Genomic DNA, 17910 nt, shown 5'->3' with positions numbered 1-17910 from the left:
TACTAGGATATTTCTATTTAATAGTTAGTAAAATATGCATCAGTAACATAGGTATCGATCCCAACAGCAACATTATGCCCAGAGTCAAGTCTACTACCTATTTGTATCCAGTACGTCTGGTTAGGGTTTATACCCGACCAGTTCATATCACCTTTGTAAATCGGATTTTCAGGCTTATCTGATGTAGCAGCATTGTATATTTCTAGCATACCGTCGTTCACTTGAATCCATAAGTGACGCTCAGGTGTTGAAAGGTCCATATTCGTTTGGTCATACAGCTCCCAACCAGATACTACTTTTGCATTTTGGTACCAGTAATCATTCACGACCTCAAAAGATTTACTTGTTTTAGGAGAAGATGGCCAGTTTGTATTTCCCCACTCAATAGATGGTTGGGATGACTCTTGCTGTACCGCGAAAGAAAAACGGCCATTCTGAGGCGCCAGTCCCCCTGCATCTTCGACCTTCATATAGACAACAAAGTTTTCACCAACATAATCTTGCTGATAAACATTGATTGTACGTAAATTGCTACCACCATTGCGACCTTCTAATATTGGCATGCCAAAATCAGTTAAAGGCTTTAATGCCTCTTGCTCAGCAGCAAGTCGTTGCCATTTATCACTATCAGTTAAATCCAACTGAGAATCTGCTGCTTCAGATTTAAAGACTATAGAGTCGACTTTCGAAGCACTCGAATGACCTGAAAGTACCGCATTATTGAATGAAGTATCGGTATAAGAGTCGCTTAACGATCCAGTAGCATCAGTCACTAGTTCCAATTCCGATTGGTAATTTGAAAATACACCCTTATTTCGTTCAGAGACTAATTTCACATTTTGAAAAGGTGCTAGGTTGCCATCTGGATCTGTAATAACACCATCTAGATTAAACTTAACACCATTGATAAAACTATATTCTAAAGTTGTCGTAAAATCTTGCACGGCTTCGCTGTCTAATATCACACAAGTGGCGAAACCTACATCTTCATCCTTAGAAAATTCAGACGTAATTCCATTAGTAGCACCAAAGCTAGTACCTGATACTTCAGAGGCCATGTCCGCACTCCAAAATAGAGTCCCTGCTGGCCAGTTTTGAGACTCGAATAAGTTTCCTTGATTCGCCAAAAGTAATTCCCATTCACGCCTTATCGGCAGACGTCCATTTCGAGATGCACAATAGGCTTGCGCTTGTTCTAAATTCATTGTCACAACTTCTGAAGATTTAGGGCCAGAAATCCCATCTTGAGTTTGGTAACTTGTATAAGCGGTATTCGTGTAGTCCGCTAATACCTTACTTGCAGGTGCTGTAAAGGTAAGATCGGCACCTACCGTTGAATCATAGATTATAATATCTTCCCAATCTTGAACCAGACTAAAATCAGGCTCCACTTCGATATAGACTTGTCCAACCGCATAGCCACCGCGTCCGTCAGTTACCGTATAAGCAACTTCGTGTGGCCCCGCTTCTGGTGATTGAAACGTAAAAGTGTGGTCTGTTGCTGAGGTGATTTCCGTTTCTGCGTTGTAAGCGCGTACAGAATCTAAGATCACGCTGTCTTCAGCGTCTGATACATGGTCGGTTAAATCGATCTCAACCGACATATCTTTGGCGAGCTTGCCTTCCCGAATATAGTCAGTTGCGACCGGGGGCGTATTTCCAGTATCAGACACCGCTACGTCAATATTTCCTAGCTTGGTTGCCGTACCGTCAGTCATTGAGTACATAATTCGAGTAACACCAATATCTGTTGGTGTATAAATAATCGTATTGCCCAATGAGTCCACTTCAACTGAACCAGAACCTAACAACGTAATCTCGTCGGACACCGTATAAATAGAAGTATCTAGTTCGCTTTCTAGCTCTTCAGACAAATCAATTATGATTGTTGATTCAACGTTAGTCGTCTCAGACAAATTTGGTAGCGTATTGTTTTCTGCCGTTTCAGAAACAGACACCCTCGCAAGCGATGACGCTTGACCAACGTAAATATCTTGCGCAACAGGTTCAGCTTTATATTCAAATTGGCATTCGCCAATCTGATCCGACAAAGTTGTGAATGTCATACCATCAATCGAAGTTACCTCACAATCAACACCGTTACCGACTTGCTCGACGGAAGTTAAGCGAAAATCGATATCTGAACTAACATGAACAGTGGTATCAGATTCCATATTGACGAGTGCTTTTGATTGAACGACAGAGGCTTCAATCGACACAACTGATGGCGAAGTTGGCTGCATCGGTTGTGAAGCAGAGTCAGAATCACCAGACCCTCCACCGCAGCCAAATAGCATTGAAGTTCCGACCGTCAATAACATTTCTCTATATAATTTCAACACAAACACTCCTAAAAAATATGCGGCAAAGTTAGCTGTTACAACATAGGCTTCAACATCTTCATAATTTGTTGAGCCTCCAGCCCCAACCCAATAAGGCTTGTTTGGATCAATCGCCCCCCAATCAAAAGGAGCGATAAAGTCAGGTTCCGCAGGTCTTACAGCTGTATGTGATGAATAGTGATAGAGATGGTCTCCTTTCTTTTGAAACCATAAATATCTATCGACATATTGAACATCAGTATCTATGGCCCCCACAAAATTGTTAAACCCCAAGTAAAAATTGAATTCATTCCTAGCAAAGTGAGTAACAATATTAAATGTGTCATCAGTCAAAGGCGCTCCCGGCTGTGCTCGAGTTACGTCATACCAACTCGTATCAGGCATATTTCCTTGCTGCTGTATGAAAAAAGAAGTAGCACCATAAATAACGTTTCCAAGATTTCGGATGTGCAACGACATAATGAAATCGTTGCCATTGAAGCTCTCTTTATAAACCGAACTACTGCCCATTCCTTCAGGTGAGTTATATGAAAACAGAACCGGGAGGCCATTTTCTCCAATTTCAGGTAATGAAAGACCATATCGAATATCAACATGATTCCACTTAGTCGGTTCTTTGGTATCAAGAGAGGATGCACCCTCGTCCGGTAAGAATGGGTACAACTCGTTAATAGAGCTGACTTTTAGCGATATCACAGACTTATTGAAGGCGGTATCAAAGTAACTCACTTGTGCCAGACCACTTTCATTTAAAGTGAGATGCTCGGAAGATAGCCCCGAATCAAAAACACCGTTTTCATCCATAGCTTCTAACTCTATGTCTTGAAAGGCACCCATTCCACCATCAGGATGGGTTACAGCAATGTGGTATTTATACTCATTTCCAGAAGCTGAGATTAATTCTACGACGGATGAAAAATCACTCACACTCGAGTTACTCAAATCAACACAAGTCGTGTACATATCAACAGTTTTAGATTGGTTGCCAATTGTTCCATCATTCAAGTGAACCGTAGCTGCGTTTGTTTCACTGACATTTTCCGCAGTCCAATATTTCTTACTTGTTGGCCAGTTATGATTGGTAAACGCACTGGTTTCGTTGGTGACGAGCGTTTCAAGTTCTCGTTGCAGAGGCAGACGTCCCCCTCGTACTTTGCAATACTGGCGTGCTTGGCTCAGTGTTTGAGTCACGATTTCAGCGTCTTGCAACCCTTGCGTGCCATTCTCAACATACGTACCTGTATAAGAGACATTGACGTAGTCGGCATACACTTTTGTCATTGGCGCGAAAAAGCGGATGTCTGAACTGATCACAGGATCATGAGTGACAATATCTTCCCAGTCCTGAATCAAAGAGAAATCGGGTTCGACTTCTATGCGTGCCAGTCCAGTGGTGTACCCACCCATGTGATCGCTTACTGTGTACGCCACATCGTGCGCGCCTGGTTGTGTAGACGAGAACTCAAACTTGGTGTTAGAGATATTGGCCGGATCGTAAAGTAATGTTGTTGAGTTGAAGTCCTGCACGCCGACAAGCTGTACATCATCGAGATCCACATCTGAGATATAATCAGTTACATCCACCACAATGTTTTCACCCAATAACGCTAACTCACTAAAGGCGAAATCTTCCGCTGTGGGTGCGGTATTGTAAGTATCTTCTGAAGTCGCAATCGACAGTGAGCCTTGTTGAATCGACTCACCGTTTTGGTAGCTGTAATACACCTCGGTTTGACCTTTGGCCGTTGGCGTAAATTCAATCTGATGTGCACCAGAGACACGAGCTGTACCTGAACCTAGGCTGATAACACTATCTTGCAGGACAAAGTCATCACTCGGTAACGATGAACCTAGCTCGCTCTCTAGATCTACCACCACCACCTGTGATTCGATGGCTGATGCTGTAATACGAGGAAGTGTGGTAGACGAGTAATTCTGCCCCATAGCAACACGAGCGTATGAGGTTGCCATTGAAGTGCGAGCTGAAGTCGTTACTTCATACTCAAACAAACAGTCGTTAACATCAGACGAATAAACATTGAAACTACCTTCATTAATACCTTGAACTTGGCAAGTATTACCAGATAGAGAGCGAGCATTGGTTACGACAAAATCTTGGTTATTCGATGTATGAACATGCTCAGTCAGATCAATAGTGAAGCTTTGTTCTACCAGCGAGTTATCTTGAATATCTTGCGCACTAATCGAGGCTGATTCTGTTGGAGATGCAGTAACACCTTGGTCTCCGTCGGAGTTAGATTCACCACCACAGCCTGTTAGCAATACCGCTAAACTGATTGAGGTAAACACATTTAGTGTTGAATTCCGTTTCAACAAACCACTGTTGAATAGATACATTAAAAGCACTCTGATTAATGAAGTAGAACTGTATTGTGAACTTTGTCTCACTTCTACTCCATTAAATAGCTATGATTCATTATTAAAAATTAAACCATTGAAAATTAACGCTATTAATTCAAAATTCATTACCTTTCAAACTTCTAAATTTTTCTAAACCTCGCTATGAATTTCGAGAAAGACTGTTTAATAAACATTTAATCACATTAAGTTAACTCCTCTACTCATCCTCTCCATACTGCCCGACTCATTCACATAGACACGGCAAACTGCTATGAACCAAACCAAGATTGACCGCGTGTACACACTCGCTCTACAACACAAACATTCACTCGATGCACTCAGGTTGTTACAACCCATGCGTCAACATTCTATGGAAACCTACGAGCACACATTAAGGGTGTGTTTACTCTCTTATTCATTTGGCGAGTACTTAGAATTTAATGAAGAACAGTTAGAATTAATTTTCGATTCTGCTCTTGTTCACGATCTAGGAAAGCTGGGGACGCCCGGAGCTGTGCTTCATAAAGCAGGTAAGTTAACGCCTGTAGAACGCCAAGTAATGAATAAGCACGTTGAAGAGTCTTACTCAATGACGTTAGAAGTTCCTGAGCTGGAATTGGCGTCTATTTTAGGTTCTTTACATCATGAACGATGGGATGGAAACGGATACCCGTTGCGCCTAAGAGGTTCTGAAAATCCTTTGATTGGACAAGTTATTGCACTGGTCGACACTTGGGACGCCATGACCTCAACCAGAGCTTACCGCACAGGCATGCCCGCTGATAAAGCATTACGTATTCTGTTTGATGAAAGATTGAAAGGACAATTTAACCCACTTCTGGTCGACAAATTTATCGCCTTTATCGTTAATACGCCACTGTCAGAAGCTGCGTAGCTGAACAAACAATAACGTAGATGCTTATGCGTAACATGGAAACGAAGTACAGGCTAGAATTCCAGATTCAAAAGAGCTAACGACAGTATTCCCAACCATTACAAAATAAGGTTATCAGTGTTTAAACAAATCCATATTCGAGCTTCTCTTCTAATGCTTGAACGCAAAGTTGGATGGCGATAGGCGTATTTGAAGCGAATGGGTTTAGCGCATAAACCGTGTTAGTCGGTAGTTGGAAGCTTGGCATCATGTCGACGACTTCATTGGATAACTGAGAGAGGTAGAAATTTGGAATCACACCGATACCAGCGCCAGATTTGATCAAAGCAAGACAACTGTGAAACGAATTGGTGACGCAGTTAGCTTGTTGTTGATAGACAAAGCCCTCTTCAGTTTGGGAACTAAAATGGTGAGTCACCTGCTTTCCCTGCCAAGAGTTTGCAATATAAGGAATTGACTCAAGGTCGCGTTCCCGCATGCTTGTGACGCCACACAACACATCTTTAAACTCACCTAATCGCTTCTGTTTTAGATTACTGTCACGTGAACTGCCAACTCGTACCGCAAGATCAATATCATGCTCCATGAAATCTAAGTGTTGATCATCACTGATCAATTCCGGCTTTAATTTTGGATACTGTTTCATCAGATCGGCAATAACAGGCGCAACCAGCAAATCCATCAACGCATTAGGAGCCGTGATGCGAATCCGTCCCTGTGGCTCTTCCAACTCCGATTTCGCCATATCCCATGCCGATTCAGCGATCACGTTAATATCCTTACAACTTAGATAGAAGCGCTCTCCCATACTAGTCAAGGTTTGTCTTCGCGTTGTTCGTTTAAGAAGCGAAGCACCAAGCTCTTGTTCCAGAATTTTTAGGTGCTGACTGACGACAGATTTAGACAACTCTAACTTTTCAGCCGCAGCCGATACTGAGCCTTGCTCTACAATATGAGCGAAAATCGACATCTGCTTTAGCTTACTCATTTTATTGTTCTCTTTTTACAAACAGTATTTTCTATTATCTCTGTTTTTCAAATTAATTTCCAAGACTAAACTGAATCCAACTTATCGAGATACCTAATCAAAGAAACAGTGTTTGAAAGAAGACTGCTATGGAGAGAAAACAATGTTAAACAACCAAGTATTAGAAGCATGTAAGCAAGGCATTAACGCGTGGCAAAAAGCATTCAATAGCCAAGATGCTAAAGGTTGTGCCGACCAATACACAGAGGCTTGTGTGATGGAAGCTCGTCCATTCGGCACTTTTGAAGGCCGTGAAGCGATTCAAGCGTTTTGGCAAAACATCATTGACCAAGGCTTCAAAGACGTTGATTACACAGATGTTAAGTGGGAAGAGCACCCAGAAGGTGGTTACATTCTTACAGCTAGCTGGACAATGAACAAAGCGTTTGGTGTCGTGCACCGTGAACACTGGGCATTAGAAGCGGATGGCTGTGCTCGCCTAGTAAGTGATGACTTTGAAGTTCAAGGCGAACGCTAGAAGCTAGAAGCTAGAAGCTAGAACTGCAGCATAAAGCATAGAAACAGAAAAAAAAGCCAGCAATCCGAATGGACTGCTGGCTTTTTAATGTTCACTCTGTCGCCATTTCACTTGATTTGAAGGTGATTCAGTGACTCTACACAGTCACTCAAAATGTCTGGTAAGACAGAGCAAATACAAGTCAAAGTTACAGTGCTGCTTTCTTCGCTTCTGTAATCCAACCATCGAACGTGCTTTGGTTCGCTTTGATCCAACCGTTTACGTGCGCTTCGATATCCGCAGAGCTGTTCTTACCTTTACTCATCATCATGTTCTGAGCACTTACATCATTGATGTTAAGTTTGATGATCTCGAAAAGCTTCGCTGCTGATGGGTTATTCTTAGCAAACTCTTTGTTCGCAATAATGCGCATTGAGTTCATTTCGAAGCCGTAGTTTTTGCCGTTAGATAACGTCGTATCCACATTCGAACGCTCGCCAGGAAGTGCTGAGAAAGGTACTTCTAACCAAACTACATCTTCGTTAGGCACCAATACGCCACTTACCCAGTAAGGTGTCCACGTGTAGTAAAGGATTGATTCGCCCTTTTGGTAACGAGAAATCGTGTCTGCAATGATTGCAGCGTAGTTACCTTGGTTGTGAGTTACCGTATCGTCCAGTTTGAACGCTGAAAGTTGATGTTCAATCACCATCTCACAACCCCAACCTGGGTTACAGCCTGTTAGATCTGCTTTGCCATCACCGTCAGCATCAAACAACTTCGCGATTTTTGGGTCGGTTAGCTGACCAATATTAGTGATGTTGTACTTTTCTGCCGTTTTCTTATCAATCAGGTAGCCTTGCGCCGCGCCACTTACATATTGGCCTTCACGGTAGAATTTGTCATCGCCACCCGCCATTGTGTATTTGTCTGCATGAAGCGGGAACCAACCTACTGTTAGGAACGTTGCGTCACCTTTTGCTATCGAGGTGTAGCCTACGTTGTAATCCACTTCTTGCGTAGATTTCACGTCGTAGCCAAGCTCTTCTAGAGCACGGTTAACAATCAACGTTTGGAATGTTTCTTCTGCTACCGACGATTGAACAGGCTGAACTGATACGCCCTCACCCGGTAGGCTTGCTGCCCACACGTTAGTTGATACGGCCAGTGTAGAAACGATGCTCACTGCAAGTTTGCTCTTCCATGAATTATTCATTGATGTTTTTCCTTAATTGAAGTTCTGATTTGTTACCGCGATTTAAAGCATTAAGTACTAGGGAAACAGGTCCCATGCGGTACCAGCGTAATTTTGTATTGCCCGCATTCACACCCAACACTTGGGTGATGCGATCCAATAAGATGGCGAGAATAACGATACCAAGACCACCGACTGCGGCCAGTCCCATATCTAAACGGCCGATACCTCTCAGTACCATTTGACCGAGACCACCGACCGCAATCATTGATGCGATAACCACCATCGACAGTGACAGCATCAGTGTTTGGTTTACGCCCGCCATGATGGTTGGCAGTGCTAATGGCAATTGAATTCGATAAAGCATCTGCTTTTTGCTTGCGCCGAATGAGTGACCGGCTTCGATCAACTCTTCTGGTACTTGCTGAATACCTAAGATGGTTAAACGTACCACTGGCGGCAGTGCGAATATGATGGTTACAACAACACCCGGAACGTTACCGATACCAAACAACATAACGATTGGTACGAGATAAACAAAGGCAGGCGTGGTTTGCATGGCATCCAGAATTGGACGAACGAATTTAGCCGCCGTGTTGCTGCGGGCGAGCCATATCCCCATGGGTAAGCCAATCAACAGACAGAAGAAGACCGATGTCATCACCAACGAAAGCGTAGTCATGGCTTCAGACCAAGCGCCAATCAAGCCAATGAACGTCAAGGATACTGCGGTAGCAACACCAAGCTTCAAGTTTGAAAACTGCCATGCGACTAAAAACAAGATGATCAACATGAATGGTGCTGGCGTAGAAACCAGTGCTGTTTCAAATGAGCTTAGGATGAAATCGATAGGCACACGTATCGCCTGAAACAGTGGGCGTCCATGTTCAACCAACCAATTAAGACCAGACTCAACCCAAGTATCGACTGGTAGTACAGCTTCAGCAAAAGGGTTCAGTGGGTCAAAAGGCGTAACCTCAACGGTTTCACTGCTTAGCCAATCCGCTGATGGTGCGGTCTCAGTTGTTTGGCCCCAAGGATCACTTGCCGGCTGAGTAGACGGAGCTGCTTGCGACCATGGGTCATTATTTGTTTGTTCCGACGACATGATCTATCCCTTATCTAATGTTTGTAGCAGTCGTGACTTAGTCACAACGCCAAAGTAATTACCTTGCTCGTCCACAACAGGAACGGAATAAGGCACACCGCCAACAAGGCCAAGCACATCATTGATTGGTAAATCTGGATTCAGAGTTAAGCCATCACTTAGCTGAGCGCTAACCAATGATTTGTTCTCTTTGTGGGCTTTGCGAAGGGAGTCGATAGAAACAATGCCTGAGTAGTGACTGCTCTTCTCAACAACGATGCCATATTCACGGTCGTTATCCATCAAGATTTGCAGAGCCGAAGCTGGACCATCGTGCTCAGATTTCTTAAATACTGCAGCAGGTTTCTTGCGTGCGATGTCTTTAACCGTAAGAACACTTGCTACATTCACACCACGGAAGAAGGCTTCAACATAGTCATTCGCAGGGCTATTCAAGATTTCATCAGGAGTACCCACTTGAACCACTTCGCCATTTTGCATAATCGCGATTCGGTCACCTATACGCATCGCTTCATCCAAATCATGCGAGATGAAAACAATGGTTCGTTTATCGTCATTTTGCAGACGAATAAGCTCATCTTGCATTTCAGTACGAATCAAAGGATCGAGTGCAGAGAACGCTTCGTCCATTAACAGAATGTCCGGGTCACATGCTAAAGCACGAGCCAAACCAACACGCTGCTTCATACCACCAGACAGTTCATCTGGGTAAGACTCCGAATACGCGCCAAGGCCTACTCGCTCTAAGGCAGCCATTGCTGACTCTTTTCGTTTATCAACATCGACACCCGCAAGCTCAAGGCCAAACGCTGCGTTTTCGATCACAGTCATATGCGGCATCAATGCGAAATTTTGGAAAACCATGGAAATGTTGTTGCGACGGACTTCGCGGAGTTCATCTTCTGAGATGTGGGCTATGTCTTTGCCTCGTAGAAGCACATTGCCTTTGGTAGGTTCAATCAAGCGGTTAAGAAGGCGTACTAGGGTTGATTTGCCAGATCCTGACAGTCCCATTATTACGAAAATCTCGCCTTCTTGAATACTAAGAGAAACATCGTTAACGCCGATCGTTAGACCTGTTTCTTCGAAAACTTTGTCTTTGTCCGCACCTTGATTAATCATCGTAAAAGCGCGGTCGGTGTCTTCACCAAACACCTTGTACAGTCCCTTAACTTCCAGTATGGGATCCATGTAGTCTAATCCTTTCTTAGTTATCTAAACTTATAGTTACTTAAGCTTAAAAACTGTTATTTAAACTTAAAAATGGTTATTTAAATTTAAAAAATTACTTATTTAAACTCAAAAAACGATTAGCACTCTAAGTAAATAACCAGTGTAAATCAAGGGGTTTCGTACTGTAACTCACCCACAAAACCACCAATACCCTAGAAAAATTAATGATTAAAAACAAAGCAGCAAACACCCAACACACTGAAAACAAAAGACATTAAAGCAACAGGGCCGCTTGCAACATTATGTGTTACTTACTGATAGATTATTGAATAATTATTTTACATTTGAGCAATTAATACGCGAAACAGACCAAGAATAGCATCAAATAGTTCGTGCACAAATAATTCGAATACAAACTATTTAATAAGATTTAATGACGTTTCAGAGTTGAGCATCCACCCTGCTACAGGGATAAAATCCACACTCGGCATCGACATAAAATCCAAAGGTGAACTGGCTAAAGTCAGCGAGATAAAATCGATCTTTTCAACCAAGAGTTTCAAAACATCACACCAACTGTGACACTTGCTGCAAACTATTAAACGTCGATTATCCAAGCTAAAAGACAACTTGTAGAGTCCTCACTGCTGAGCCATTCTTTATAAAAGAAATTGACATTTCCCCGCGATGAATGAGAGAAAAAGACAAGGAATTCGAATGATAAAAATGCTGGTGTGTGACTTTGACGGGACGCTGGATGGAGGCTCTTCTCATGGGGTGAATCAGTTATTTGACTACCTAACCGAGCAACCTGATATCCGTTTTATCATCGCAACAGGAAGGACTCTACCTTCTATTCGAGTGGGTTTGGCATCAGATAACTACCCGAAACCACACAGTATTATCAGTGATGTGGGCACGAGAATTCATCACGTTCACTCCCAAAAGCCCGATCATGTTTGGCACAACCAGTTAGAAGCGTCGTGGAACAAATCCAAAGTCGAGACAGCACTCGCACCACTCGACTTTATGGGTGAACGCTTTGAAAACCATCAAGGTGATTACAAGATGACTTTTGAAGGGAAGCTATCTGAGCCTCAACATGAATTGATCGAATCAAGCTTGGAGTCGCACGGGGTGGATGTACACCTGACCTACTCTCACGATTGGTACTTGGACATCACACCAAAGGGCGTCAATAAGGCAACAGCTATTCATCACCTGCTCAAACAGCATAATTTAAGTGTAGAAGAAGTGTGTGTCGCCGGTGACTCTGCCAACGACACCTCAATGCTCACAATTGAAGGCGTAAACTCGATATTGGTGGCTAACCATTACCCTGAGGTTGCTCACCTATCCGACAGAGACAATGTGTACACCAGCACAGCAACGCACGCTGAAGGTGTGTTAGAGGGGCTCAAATACTGGCAAAAGCGAGCGTCGAGCATCCGATAAACGCTAGTTAGCCATTAACAACAAATTCTAATCAAACAGGCTTCCGGTCCTACTTCCAACCTGGGAGCCAATTTTGATTATCTGTAAGCTCTCGCCAATTGATGTCTTCTTCTCGTTTGGTCATTACCGCCTCTATCATGCAGCGCACTACCTCCCCTTCATCAAATTCGACTTCTGTGACCATAAAGTGCTTTTCTTTCTTCACGGGGCTAACGGCTGTCCATTTGCTACGAAATAACTTCTTTGGGTTGATCCGATTCATGGGCTTCTCTCTTGCTTTGACGTCGTTGATTATCATGAGTTGTCTACTCGACACAAAGTAATAGTCTTTCCATCGCAAAAAAGATCATAAAAAAGCCAGCGGTTAGGCTGGCTTCATTCGATTAGCTATTTCTCGTTAGAGATTAGCCATTTTTAGGTGGATCAAATGCCGTCAGTTCTAATACTGGGCCTGTGTATTTTTCAATTTTCACAAGCGCAGAGTTCGCTGCACAACCATTTGCCAAACGAGAGGTTGGAATATCCAACGTAAGCACGTTACAGCCACCGTTTTTACATAGACCTGTATCTTTATCCAAATCAGGCCAACCGCCTTCATGAATACATACAGCGCCCTGTTTGATGCCATCAGTCACTAATGCACCAACCAGTACTTGTCCACGATCGTTGTATGCACGAACCAAATCACCGGTTTTGATGCCACGTGCTTTCGCGTCTTCTACGTTAATAGAGATAGGCTCACGGTTACCAATCGCATACTCTTCGCGGATCTTCGCGTAGTTGAACTGACTGTGTAGACGGTGCGCGGCGTGCGCTGTCATCAGTTGCAGTTCATCACTTTTCGCTTTACCGAAGAACTCAGTAGGCTCAATCCATGTTGGGTGAGCAGGGCAATCAGCAAGCTTGTAGCCTTCAATGGTTTTAGAGAAGATCTCAATTTTACCACTTGGCGTACCTAGCGGGTTCATCACTGGATCCTTACGGAAGTCAGCATGACGAACAAACTGTGCCGCCTTCTTGTTGTACTTCATTTCAATAAGCTGGTTATCATCCCAGAACTTACCAAATTTAGGCATACGAACACGTGCAGATTTACCTGCTTTTTGTGCCGCATCGTAGAAGCCTTTCAACCATGCCATTTCGTCTTTGCCTTCAGTGAAGACATCACGGCCACCCGCTTTGATCATCTCAGACATGTCTGCAAATACATCGAAGTCATTACGCGCTTCACCTTGAGGTTCAACCGCTTTCTTCATTGGCACTAAGTGTTGATTACTGTAGTCACCCGTCATCGTCATATCATTACGTTCAAATGACGTAGTAATTGGCAACACAATATCGGCGTGCTTGGCAGCGGCTGTCCAGTAGATCTCAGAAATAACCACTAGCTCAGGTTTTTGCCACGCTTTGATCAAACGGTTGGTGTCTTGATGGTGAGTGAAGTTACCACCGCCCGCCCACCAGATCATTTTCAGGTCAGGGAACGTCAGCTCATGACCATTATGCATGTATGTTTTTCCTGGGTTTTCCAGAGCTTCTGTAATACGAGCAACAGGGAAACTGTTCACCGCACCTGAAACAGCCCAGTCATTACCAGCAGAAGAACCGCCACCAATTGAAGCTGAGATTGCTGGTAATACACCCGCATCACGAGTTGGGTTACCGCCATTCGAGTAGTGGTAAGAAAGACCGAAACCACCACCTGGAAGGCCAATCTGACCAAGCATTGCTGCGAGAGTCACTACCATCCAGTGGCGTTGCTCACCGTATTGTTGACGCTGAATGCCCCAACCAGCCATAAGCATGGTGCGATTCTGACTAAAGATATCAGCAAGTAGCTCAAGTTGTTTCGCAGGAACGCCTGTGATCTCTTCAGCCCATGCTGGCGTCTTTTCAATACCGTCCTCTTTACCCATTAGGTACGCTTCAAACTTATCGTAACCACTGGTGTACTTATTTAGGAACTCTACGTCATGCTTACCCTTCTTAACTAAAGAGTGTGCGATACCCATCATCATTGCGACATCGGTCATTGGGCGCGGTGCAATCCACTGAACTGCATCACCAAAGAAATCGATCGTTTCTGAGCGCATTGGGTCGATAGCGATGATTGTCTTGCCAGACTTCTTAAGTTTATGAAAGAACTCTAGGCCTGAACAGTCGGTTGAACTCCATGCAATCTTAAGCGTGTTCATTGGGTTCATACCCCACAACACAACAACGTCTGAGCTCTCTAGTACCACAGGGTGAGTGGTTTGTTGTTCATAAACTTCGATCGATCCCATTACGTGCGGCATGATCACTTGAGCAGCACCAGTTGAGTAGTCACCTAAGTGACCTGAGTAACCACCAGCCAAGCTCATGTAACGTTGTAGTAGCGTTTGTGCTTTGTGCAATACACCACTTGAACGCCAACCGTAAGAACCCGCGAATACAGATTCAGGGCCATTCTCTTTACGAATACGCATGTGTTGTTCGTGGATCAGCTTATAGGCTTCATCCCAAGACACTCGAACGTATTCATCTCCGCCACGAGTTCCTGTTGGATCGGATGGGTTATCTAGGAAGCCTTTACGTACCATTGGGTATTTGATACGAGCTTTGGTATGGACCTGATCAGGACCTGTCGTTTGTAAACTATTTGGCACTGTTTGTGCCAGTGCATTAGTAGTCGACACTAACTTGCCATCTTTTACTTCACACAGCATAGGTCCCATACGACCCGCTGTTAATACACCTTTACCACGCTTGTTTGCAGCCGACGCTGTCATTGGCGTTAGCGACGTAAATGCCAGCGCACCAGCAGCCATGCTTGTTCCTTTGAGGAATCCGCGACGAGTAATATCTGCCATAATTATTTCCCTTTTGTTTCTTAGTGGCCAGCCACATCTTTTGCGTGGTTCTGGAAGTATTTAGTAAGAAGTTCTAAATCTTGGTCTGAAATGTCAGTTCTTTCGCCCATGCCTTTTGCAACGGGGCCCCAAGCATTAACGGTGAAGTGGTTCGCGCCAATTTTTGCGTGGCATGTCGAGCAGTAAACGTTGTCGAGTTCTTCAGCGTAATCCCAGATTGGCTCGAGTGAATCCAGTACAGGAGCATCAACGTTCGCGGTTAGCACCGCCGTTCGCCATTCATTGCCGTACGCATCCGTTTTAAAATCACCAACTTCAAGGCTCTGTTGCCCTTGGTCTGTCAGCATCGCAACGATTGAGCGTTGACCTTCGCCGTAGTAAAGCACCTGTTCTGCACCCTTCATTTGGTAAGCATGCAACTCGATTTTGCGCTCAGTACCTTCAACACTTTTCACATCTAGGCGTGCCGTTGGATTGATAGTGCCAAGGTCGCCAATACTGATAGTTTGAGCTGAGTACACGACGTTAGCATTTGGGTCTGTTTTCTCAGTGAATGCCATCAAGTTGTCGAACGCTTCACTGTCCATCTCTGGCTCTGGTGCAAAGTGAGCAACACCTTTGTGGCAGTCGATACACGTCTGATTATTCTCTTGCCCGTACTCATGCATTTTCGCAGCATCTGCAGATTGCTCGTAGCTATCCATCGCATCGAAGGTATGGCAAGAGCGACAAGTAGCAGAATCACTTTCACGTAGTTGAGCCCAAACGGTTTCAGCCATCGCCATACGGTGTTCTTCGTACTTGTCTTCGGTATCAATTTTGCCAGTCACAAACTCATGATAAATGTCTTTGGAGGCACGAATTTTAGTGATTACGTAATCAACTGGGTCGGAGGGAATATGGCAGTCTGCACATTCAGCACGAATGCCTTTAGCATTACTGAAGTGGATTGAACCTTCATATTCTTCGTAAGGTATTTGCATAGTGTGGCAAGAAGTACAGAACTCAGTACTCGATGTGTAGTGCATAACAGCAGCAGTGCCGCCCAGCGTTAACCAGCCAATACCTATACCCACTGCGGCAATAAGAGCGATATATCGTTTTTTAATAGACATATTTAGAAATCATCTTCAACAATTAGTAACAATTGCGATCAGAATAATACTTTAGGGGTAGTCACTATTGATTCACGTCATAAATTGTCTTTATTGATAATAAAGAAAGCAAGCAATGAGACCTAAATACAAATCACTTATAACCATGACTGCGCAACCATTTTGTTTTATATTCACAAAACAAATAAGGCCATATTGATTTATAAAATCCACACAAAATAACCGTGTGCTTCCCCACGTAAAAACGTACTAAAATCAAAATAAGGACTAGCGAACACATCTATAATGCTTGCAAATTTACGGCACTAAATTAGAGATGAGCCAAACAGAATTCCAGCAAAAAATAGCGAGTTTCACCTCCATCGAACAAGCGCTTGATTACTTTGAAATTGGGTTTGATAGCAAGTTCATCGAGCAAAACAGAATCGAGCTCGTTAAACGATTTAATGGTTATCTGATTCTTGCGAAACCCGATGATTGGTTTTCTGGACGAAGAGCATTGAAAAACGCTTACTGCAAGGTGCAACGTAGCAAGTTAGATCGCCACACACGTTCTGCCTGCCGTGGGTGTACCACTTGCCAGCGCCGATAGTTGGAAAGTGGGTTGTTCAAAAATAGGCAACTAAAAAGTAGATAGTTGAAATAACATCTCATTACGATTTAGTTAGTGGTTTGCTCGAAAAAAAGTGTGCTAGTCTTACGGCAACTCAACTACGAGATAAAAACTACAATGAAAATTTTCAGCAATTTCGAAAGCGGCAACATTCACGTCGTTTCAGCAGATTCACCACAAAACATTCAACTGACTATCCCAGCAGACAACCAGACTGAAATCTCTCAGTGGTTTCACTTCCGCTTAGAAAGCGATGCTCAACAAGCACACCACTTAGAAATCGGTCAACTGGCAACATCGGCGTATCCTGAAGGCTGGAAAGATTATGATGTGGTTGCATCGTACGACCGTGAAGAGTGGTTCCGTATCCCATCTCAATTCGATGGCGACACACTAAGCTTCGACATCATTCCAGAGCACGATTCAATGTACTTCGCGTACTTCGCGCCTTACTCATACGATCGTCACCAAGATCTTCTGCACAGTGCTCAAACGCACCCGGCTTGTAAGCTTGAAACTCTGGGCCACACGCTAGACAACAATGACATCACTTTGCTAACCATTGGTGAGCCAAGTGAAGAGAAGAAAAACATTTGGGTTATAGGTCGCCAACACCCTGGCGAGACTATGGCTGAATGGTTGATCGAAGGTCTACTTCAACGTCTGCTTGATGAAACAGATACAGTAGGTCGTTCTCTACTAGACAGCGTTGTTTTCCGCGTGGTTCCTAACATGAACCCAGATGGCAGCATCCGCGGTCACCTTCGTACTAATGCGATTGGCGTTAACCTGAACCGTGAATGGCAATCGCCTTCTATGGAACGTAGCCCAGAAGTATTCCTTGTTCGTGAGCGCATGCTAGAAACGGGCGTTGATCTGTGTCTAGACATTCACGGCGACGAAGCGATCCCATATAACTTTGTAGCAGGTAGCGAAGGCACGCCTTCATACAACGAGCGCATTGCTAAACTAGAAAATCACTTCAAGCAAGCACTGCTGACTATCACGCCAGAGTTCCAAGATGAGTTTGGTTACGATAAAGACGAACCGGGCAAAGCGAATATGACGGTTGGCACAAACTGGATTGGTGAGCAGTTCAAGTGTTTAGCTTACACAGTCGAGATGCCATTTAAAGATCACATCAGCCACGCAGACGAACTTTACGGTTGGTCTCCAGAACGCAGCGTTGCATTTGGTCACGACATGTTAGCCGCGGTTTGGGCGACAGTAGACGAGCTATAAAACGAACTATAGGCAGACTAAACTCCTTAGTCTGTCCGTATCGTTAGTTTGCTTACATATATAGTAAAGCCCAGC

At 43.9% G+C, this 17910-nt stretch carries 13 protein-coding genes; 5 read left to right on the top strand and 8 right to left on the bottom strand.

Translation table 11 applies throughout. The features are described from left to right. Positions 1-17: 17 nt before the first annotated feature. A complete protein-coding gene (locus OC193_RS06080) occupies positions 18-4700 on the bottom strand; it encodes an Ig-like domain-containing protein (protein ID WP_230682673.1) in 4683 nt (1560 codons plus the stop codon). Positions 4701-4974: 274 nt separating this feature from the next. On the opposite strand from OC193_RS06080, the gene OC193_RS06075 reads away from it, so the two are divergent. Then, complete coding sequence (locus OC193_RS06075) at positions 4975-5598, top strand: HD-GYP domain-containing protein (RefSeq protein WP_048664046.1); 624 nt, start codon at positions 4975-4977, stop codon at positions 5596-5598. 121 nt (positions 5599-5719) lie between these two features. Here OC193_RS06075 and OC193_RS06070 read toward each other — a convergent pair whose 3' ends face one another. Then, positions 5720-6586: a LysR family transcriptional regulator gene (locus OC193_RS06070; protein ID WP_048664047.1), complete on the bottom strand. Its 867-nt coding sequence runs from the start codon at positions 6584-6586 to the stop codon at positions 5720-5722. Positions 6587-6728: 142 nt separating this feature from the next. Here OC193_RS06070 and OC193_RS06065 point away from each other — a divergent pair, with 142 nt between their 5' ends. After that, a complete protein-coding gene (locus tag OC193_RS06065; protein WP_017633307.1) occupies positions 6729-7103 on the top strand; it encodes a YybH family protein in 375 nt (124 codons plus the stop codon). Between the two features lie 187 nt (positions 7104-7290). Here OC193_RS06065 and proX read toward each other — a convergent pair whose 3' ends face one another. The 3 genes from proX to proV are packed head-to-tail and all read right to left on the bottom strand — an operon-like array spanning position 7291 to position 10576. Then, the gene (gene proX / locus OC193_RS06060) at positions 7291-8298 is read right to left on the bottom strand and encodes a glycine betaine/L-proline ABC transporter substrate-binding protein ProX (protein ID WP_048664049.1); all 1008 of its coding nucleotides are present in this window, start codon (positions 8296-8298) and stop codon (positions 7291-7293) included. Then, on the bottom strand, positions 8291-9385 hold the full coding sequence (gene proW / locus OC193_RS06055) for a glycine betaine/L-proline ABC transporter permease ProW (protein WP_048664050.1): 1095 nt from the start codon (positions 9383-9385) through the stop codon (positions 8291-8293). Before proW ends, proX begins: the two co-directional genes overlap by 8 nt. A gap of 3 nt (positions 9386-9388) precedes the next feature. Next, a complete protein-coding gene (proV, locus tag OC193_RS06050; protein WP_048664051.1) occupies positions 9389-10576 on the bottom strand; it encodes a glycine betaine/L-proline ABC transporter ATP-binding protein ProV in 1188 nt (395 codons plus the stop codon). A gap of 699 nt (positions 10577-11275) precedes the next feature. Between proV and OC193_RS06045 the strand changes: the two genes are divergently transcribed. Further along, positions 11276-12013 (top strand): HAD-IIB family hydrolase, encoded by a 738-nt coding sequence (locus OC193_RS06045; protein WP_048664052.1) that lies wholly within the window; start codon positions 11276-11278, stop codon positions 12011-12013. A 49-nt stretch (positions 12014-12062) separates the two neighbouring features. Here the strand turns inward: OC193_RS06045 and OC193_RS06040 are convergent, their stop codons facing one another. From OC193_RS06040 to OC193_RS06030, 3 genes are all read right to left on the bottom strand, one after another. Beyond that, entirely contained in the window at positions 12063-12275 is a 213-nt protein-coding gene (locus tag OC193_RS06040) for a TIGR02450 family Trp-rich protein (RefSeq protein ID WP_026084164.1), read from the bottom strand. A 142-nt stretch (positions 12276-12417) separates the two neighbouring features. Next, positions 12418-14865: a molybdopterin guanine dinucleotide-containing S/N-oxide reductase gene (locus OC193_RS06035; protein WP_048658355.1), complete on the bottom strand. Its 2448-nt coding sequence runs from the start codon at positions 14863-14865 to the stop codon at positions 12418-12420. A 20-nt stretch (positions 14866-14885) separates the two neighbouring features. Continuing rightward, positions 14886-15980 carry a NapC/NirT family cytochrome c gene (locus OC193_RS06030; protein WP_048658354.1) on the bottom strand — a complete coding sequence of 365 codons (1095 nt, stop codon included), beginning with the start codon at positions 15978-15980 and terminating at the stop codon, positions 14886-14888. 316 nt (positions 15981-16296) lie between these two features. Here OC193_RS06030 and OC193_RS06025 point away from each other — a divergent pair, with 316 nt between their 5' ends. Together OC193_RS06025 and OC193_RS06020 are read left to right on the top strand one after the other, a co-directional pair. After that, a complete protein-coding gene (locus tag OC193_RS06025; RefSeq protein WP_048658756.1) occupies positions 16297-16572 on the top strand; it encodes a nitrogenase-stabilizing/protective protein NifW in 276 nt (91 codons plus the stop codon). Between the two features lie 138 nt (positions 16573-16710). Next, the gene (locus OC193_RS06020) at positions 16711-17835 is read left to right on the top strand and encodes a M14 family metallopeptidase (protein WP_048664053.1); all 1125 of its coding nucleotides are present in this window, start codon (positions 16711-16713) and stop codon (positions 17833-17835) included. Positions 17836-17910 lie beyond the last annotated feature (75 nt).

It is taken from the genome of Vibrio crassostreae, from assembly GCF_024347415.1.
In the GTDB taxonomy this organism is placed as follows: domain Bacteria; phylum Pseudomonadota; class Gammaproteobacteria; order Enterobacterales; family Vibrionaceae; genus Vibrio; species Vibrio crassostreae.
The sequence above is the reverse complement of the archived record's forward strand: the minus strand, read 5'-3'. Positions and strand labels throughout refer to the sequence as shown.

Excerpts from the sequence above, each read along its gene's own strand:
- OC193_RS06080 (WP_230682673.1), bottom strand. The coding sequence starts at position 4,700 with ATGTATCTATTCAACAGTGGTTTGTTGAAACGGAATTCAACACTAAAT.
- OC193_RS06075 (WP_048664046.1), top strand. The coding sequence starts at position 4,975 with ATGAACCAAACCAAGATTGACCGCGTGTACACACTCGCTCTACAACAC.
- OC193_RS06070 (WP_048664047.1), bottom strand. The coding sequence starts at position 6,586 with ATGAGTAAGCTAAAGCAGATGTCGATTTTCGCTCATATTGTAGAGCAA.
- OC193_RS06065 (WP_017633307.1), top strand. The coding sequence starts at position 6,729 with ATGTTAAACAACCAAGTATTAGAAGCATGTAAGCAAGGCATTAACGCG.
- proX (WP_048664049.1), bottom strand. The coding sequence starts at position 8,298 with ATGAATAATTCATGGAAGAGCAAACTTGCAGTGAGCATCGTTTCTACA.
- proW (WP_048664050.1), bottom strand. The coding sequence starts at position 9,385 with ATGTCGTCGGAACAAACAAATAATGACCCATGGTCGCAAGCAGCTCCG.
- proV (WP_048664051.1), bottom strand. The coding sequence starts at position 10,576 with ATGGATCCCATACTGGAAGTTAAGGGACTGTACAAGGTGTTTGGTGAA.
- OC193_RS06045 (WP_048664052.1), top strand. The coding sequence starts at position 11,276 with ATGATAAAAATGCTGGTGTGTGACTTTGACGGGACGCTGGATGGAGGC.
- OC193_RS06040 (WP_026084164.1), bottom strand. The coding sequence starts at position 12,275 with ATGAATCGGATCAACCCAAAGAAGTTATTTCGTAGCAAATGGACAGCC.
- OC193_RS06035 (WP_048658355.1), bottom strand. The coding sequence starts at position 14,865 with ATGGCAGATATTACTCGTCGCGGATTCCTCAAAGGAACAAGCATGGCT.
- OC193_RS06030 (WP_048658354.1), bottom strand. The coding sequence starts at position 15,980 with ATGTCTATTAAAAAACGATATATCGCTCTTATTGCCGCAGTGGGTATA.
- OC193_RS06025 (WP_048658756.1), top strand. The coding sequence starts at position 16,297 with ATGAGCCAAACAGAATTCCAGCAAAAAATAGCGAGTTTCACCTCCATC.
- OC193_RS06020 (WP_048664053.1), top strand. The coding sequence starts at position 16,711 with ATGAAAATTTTCAGCAATTTCGAAAGCGGCAACATTCACGTCGTTTCA.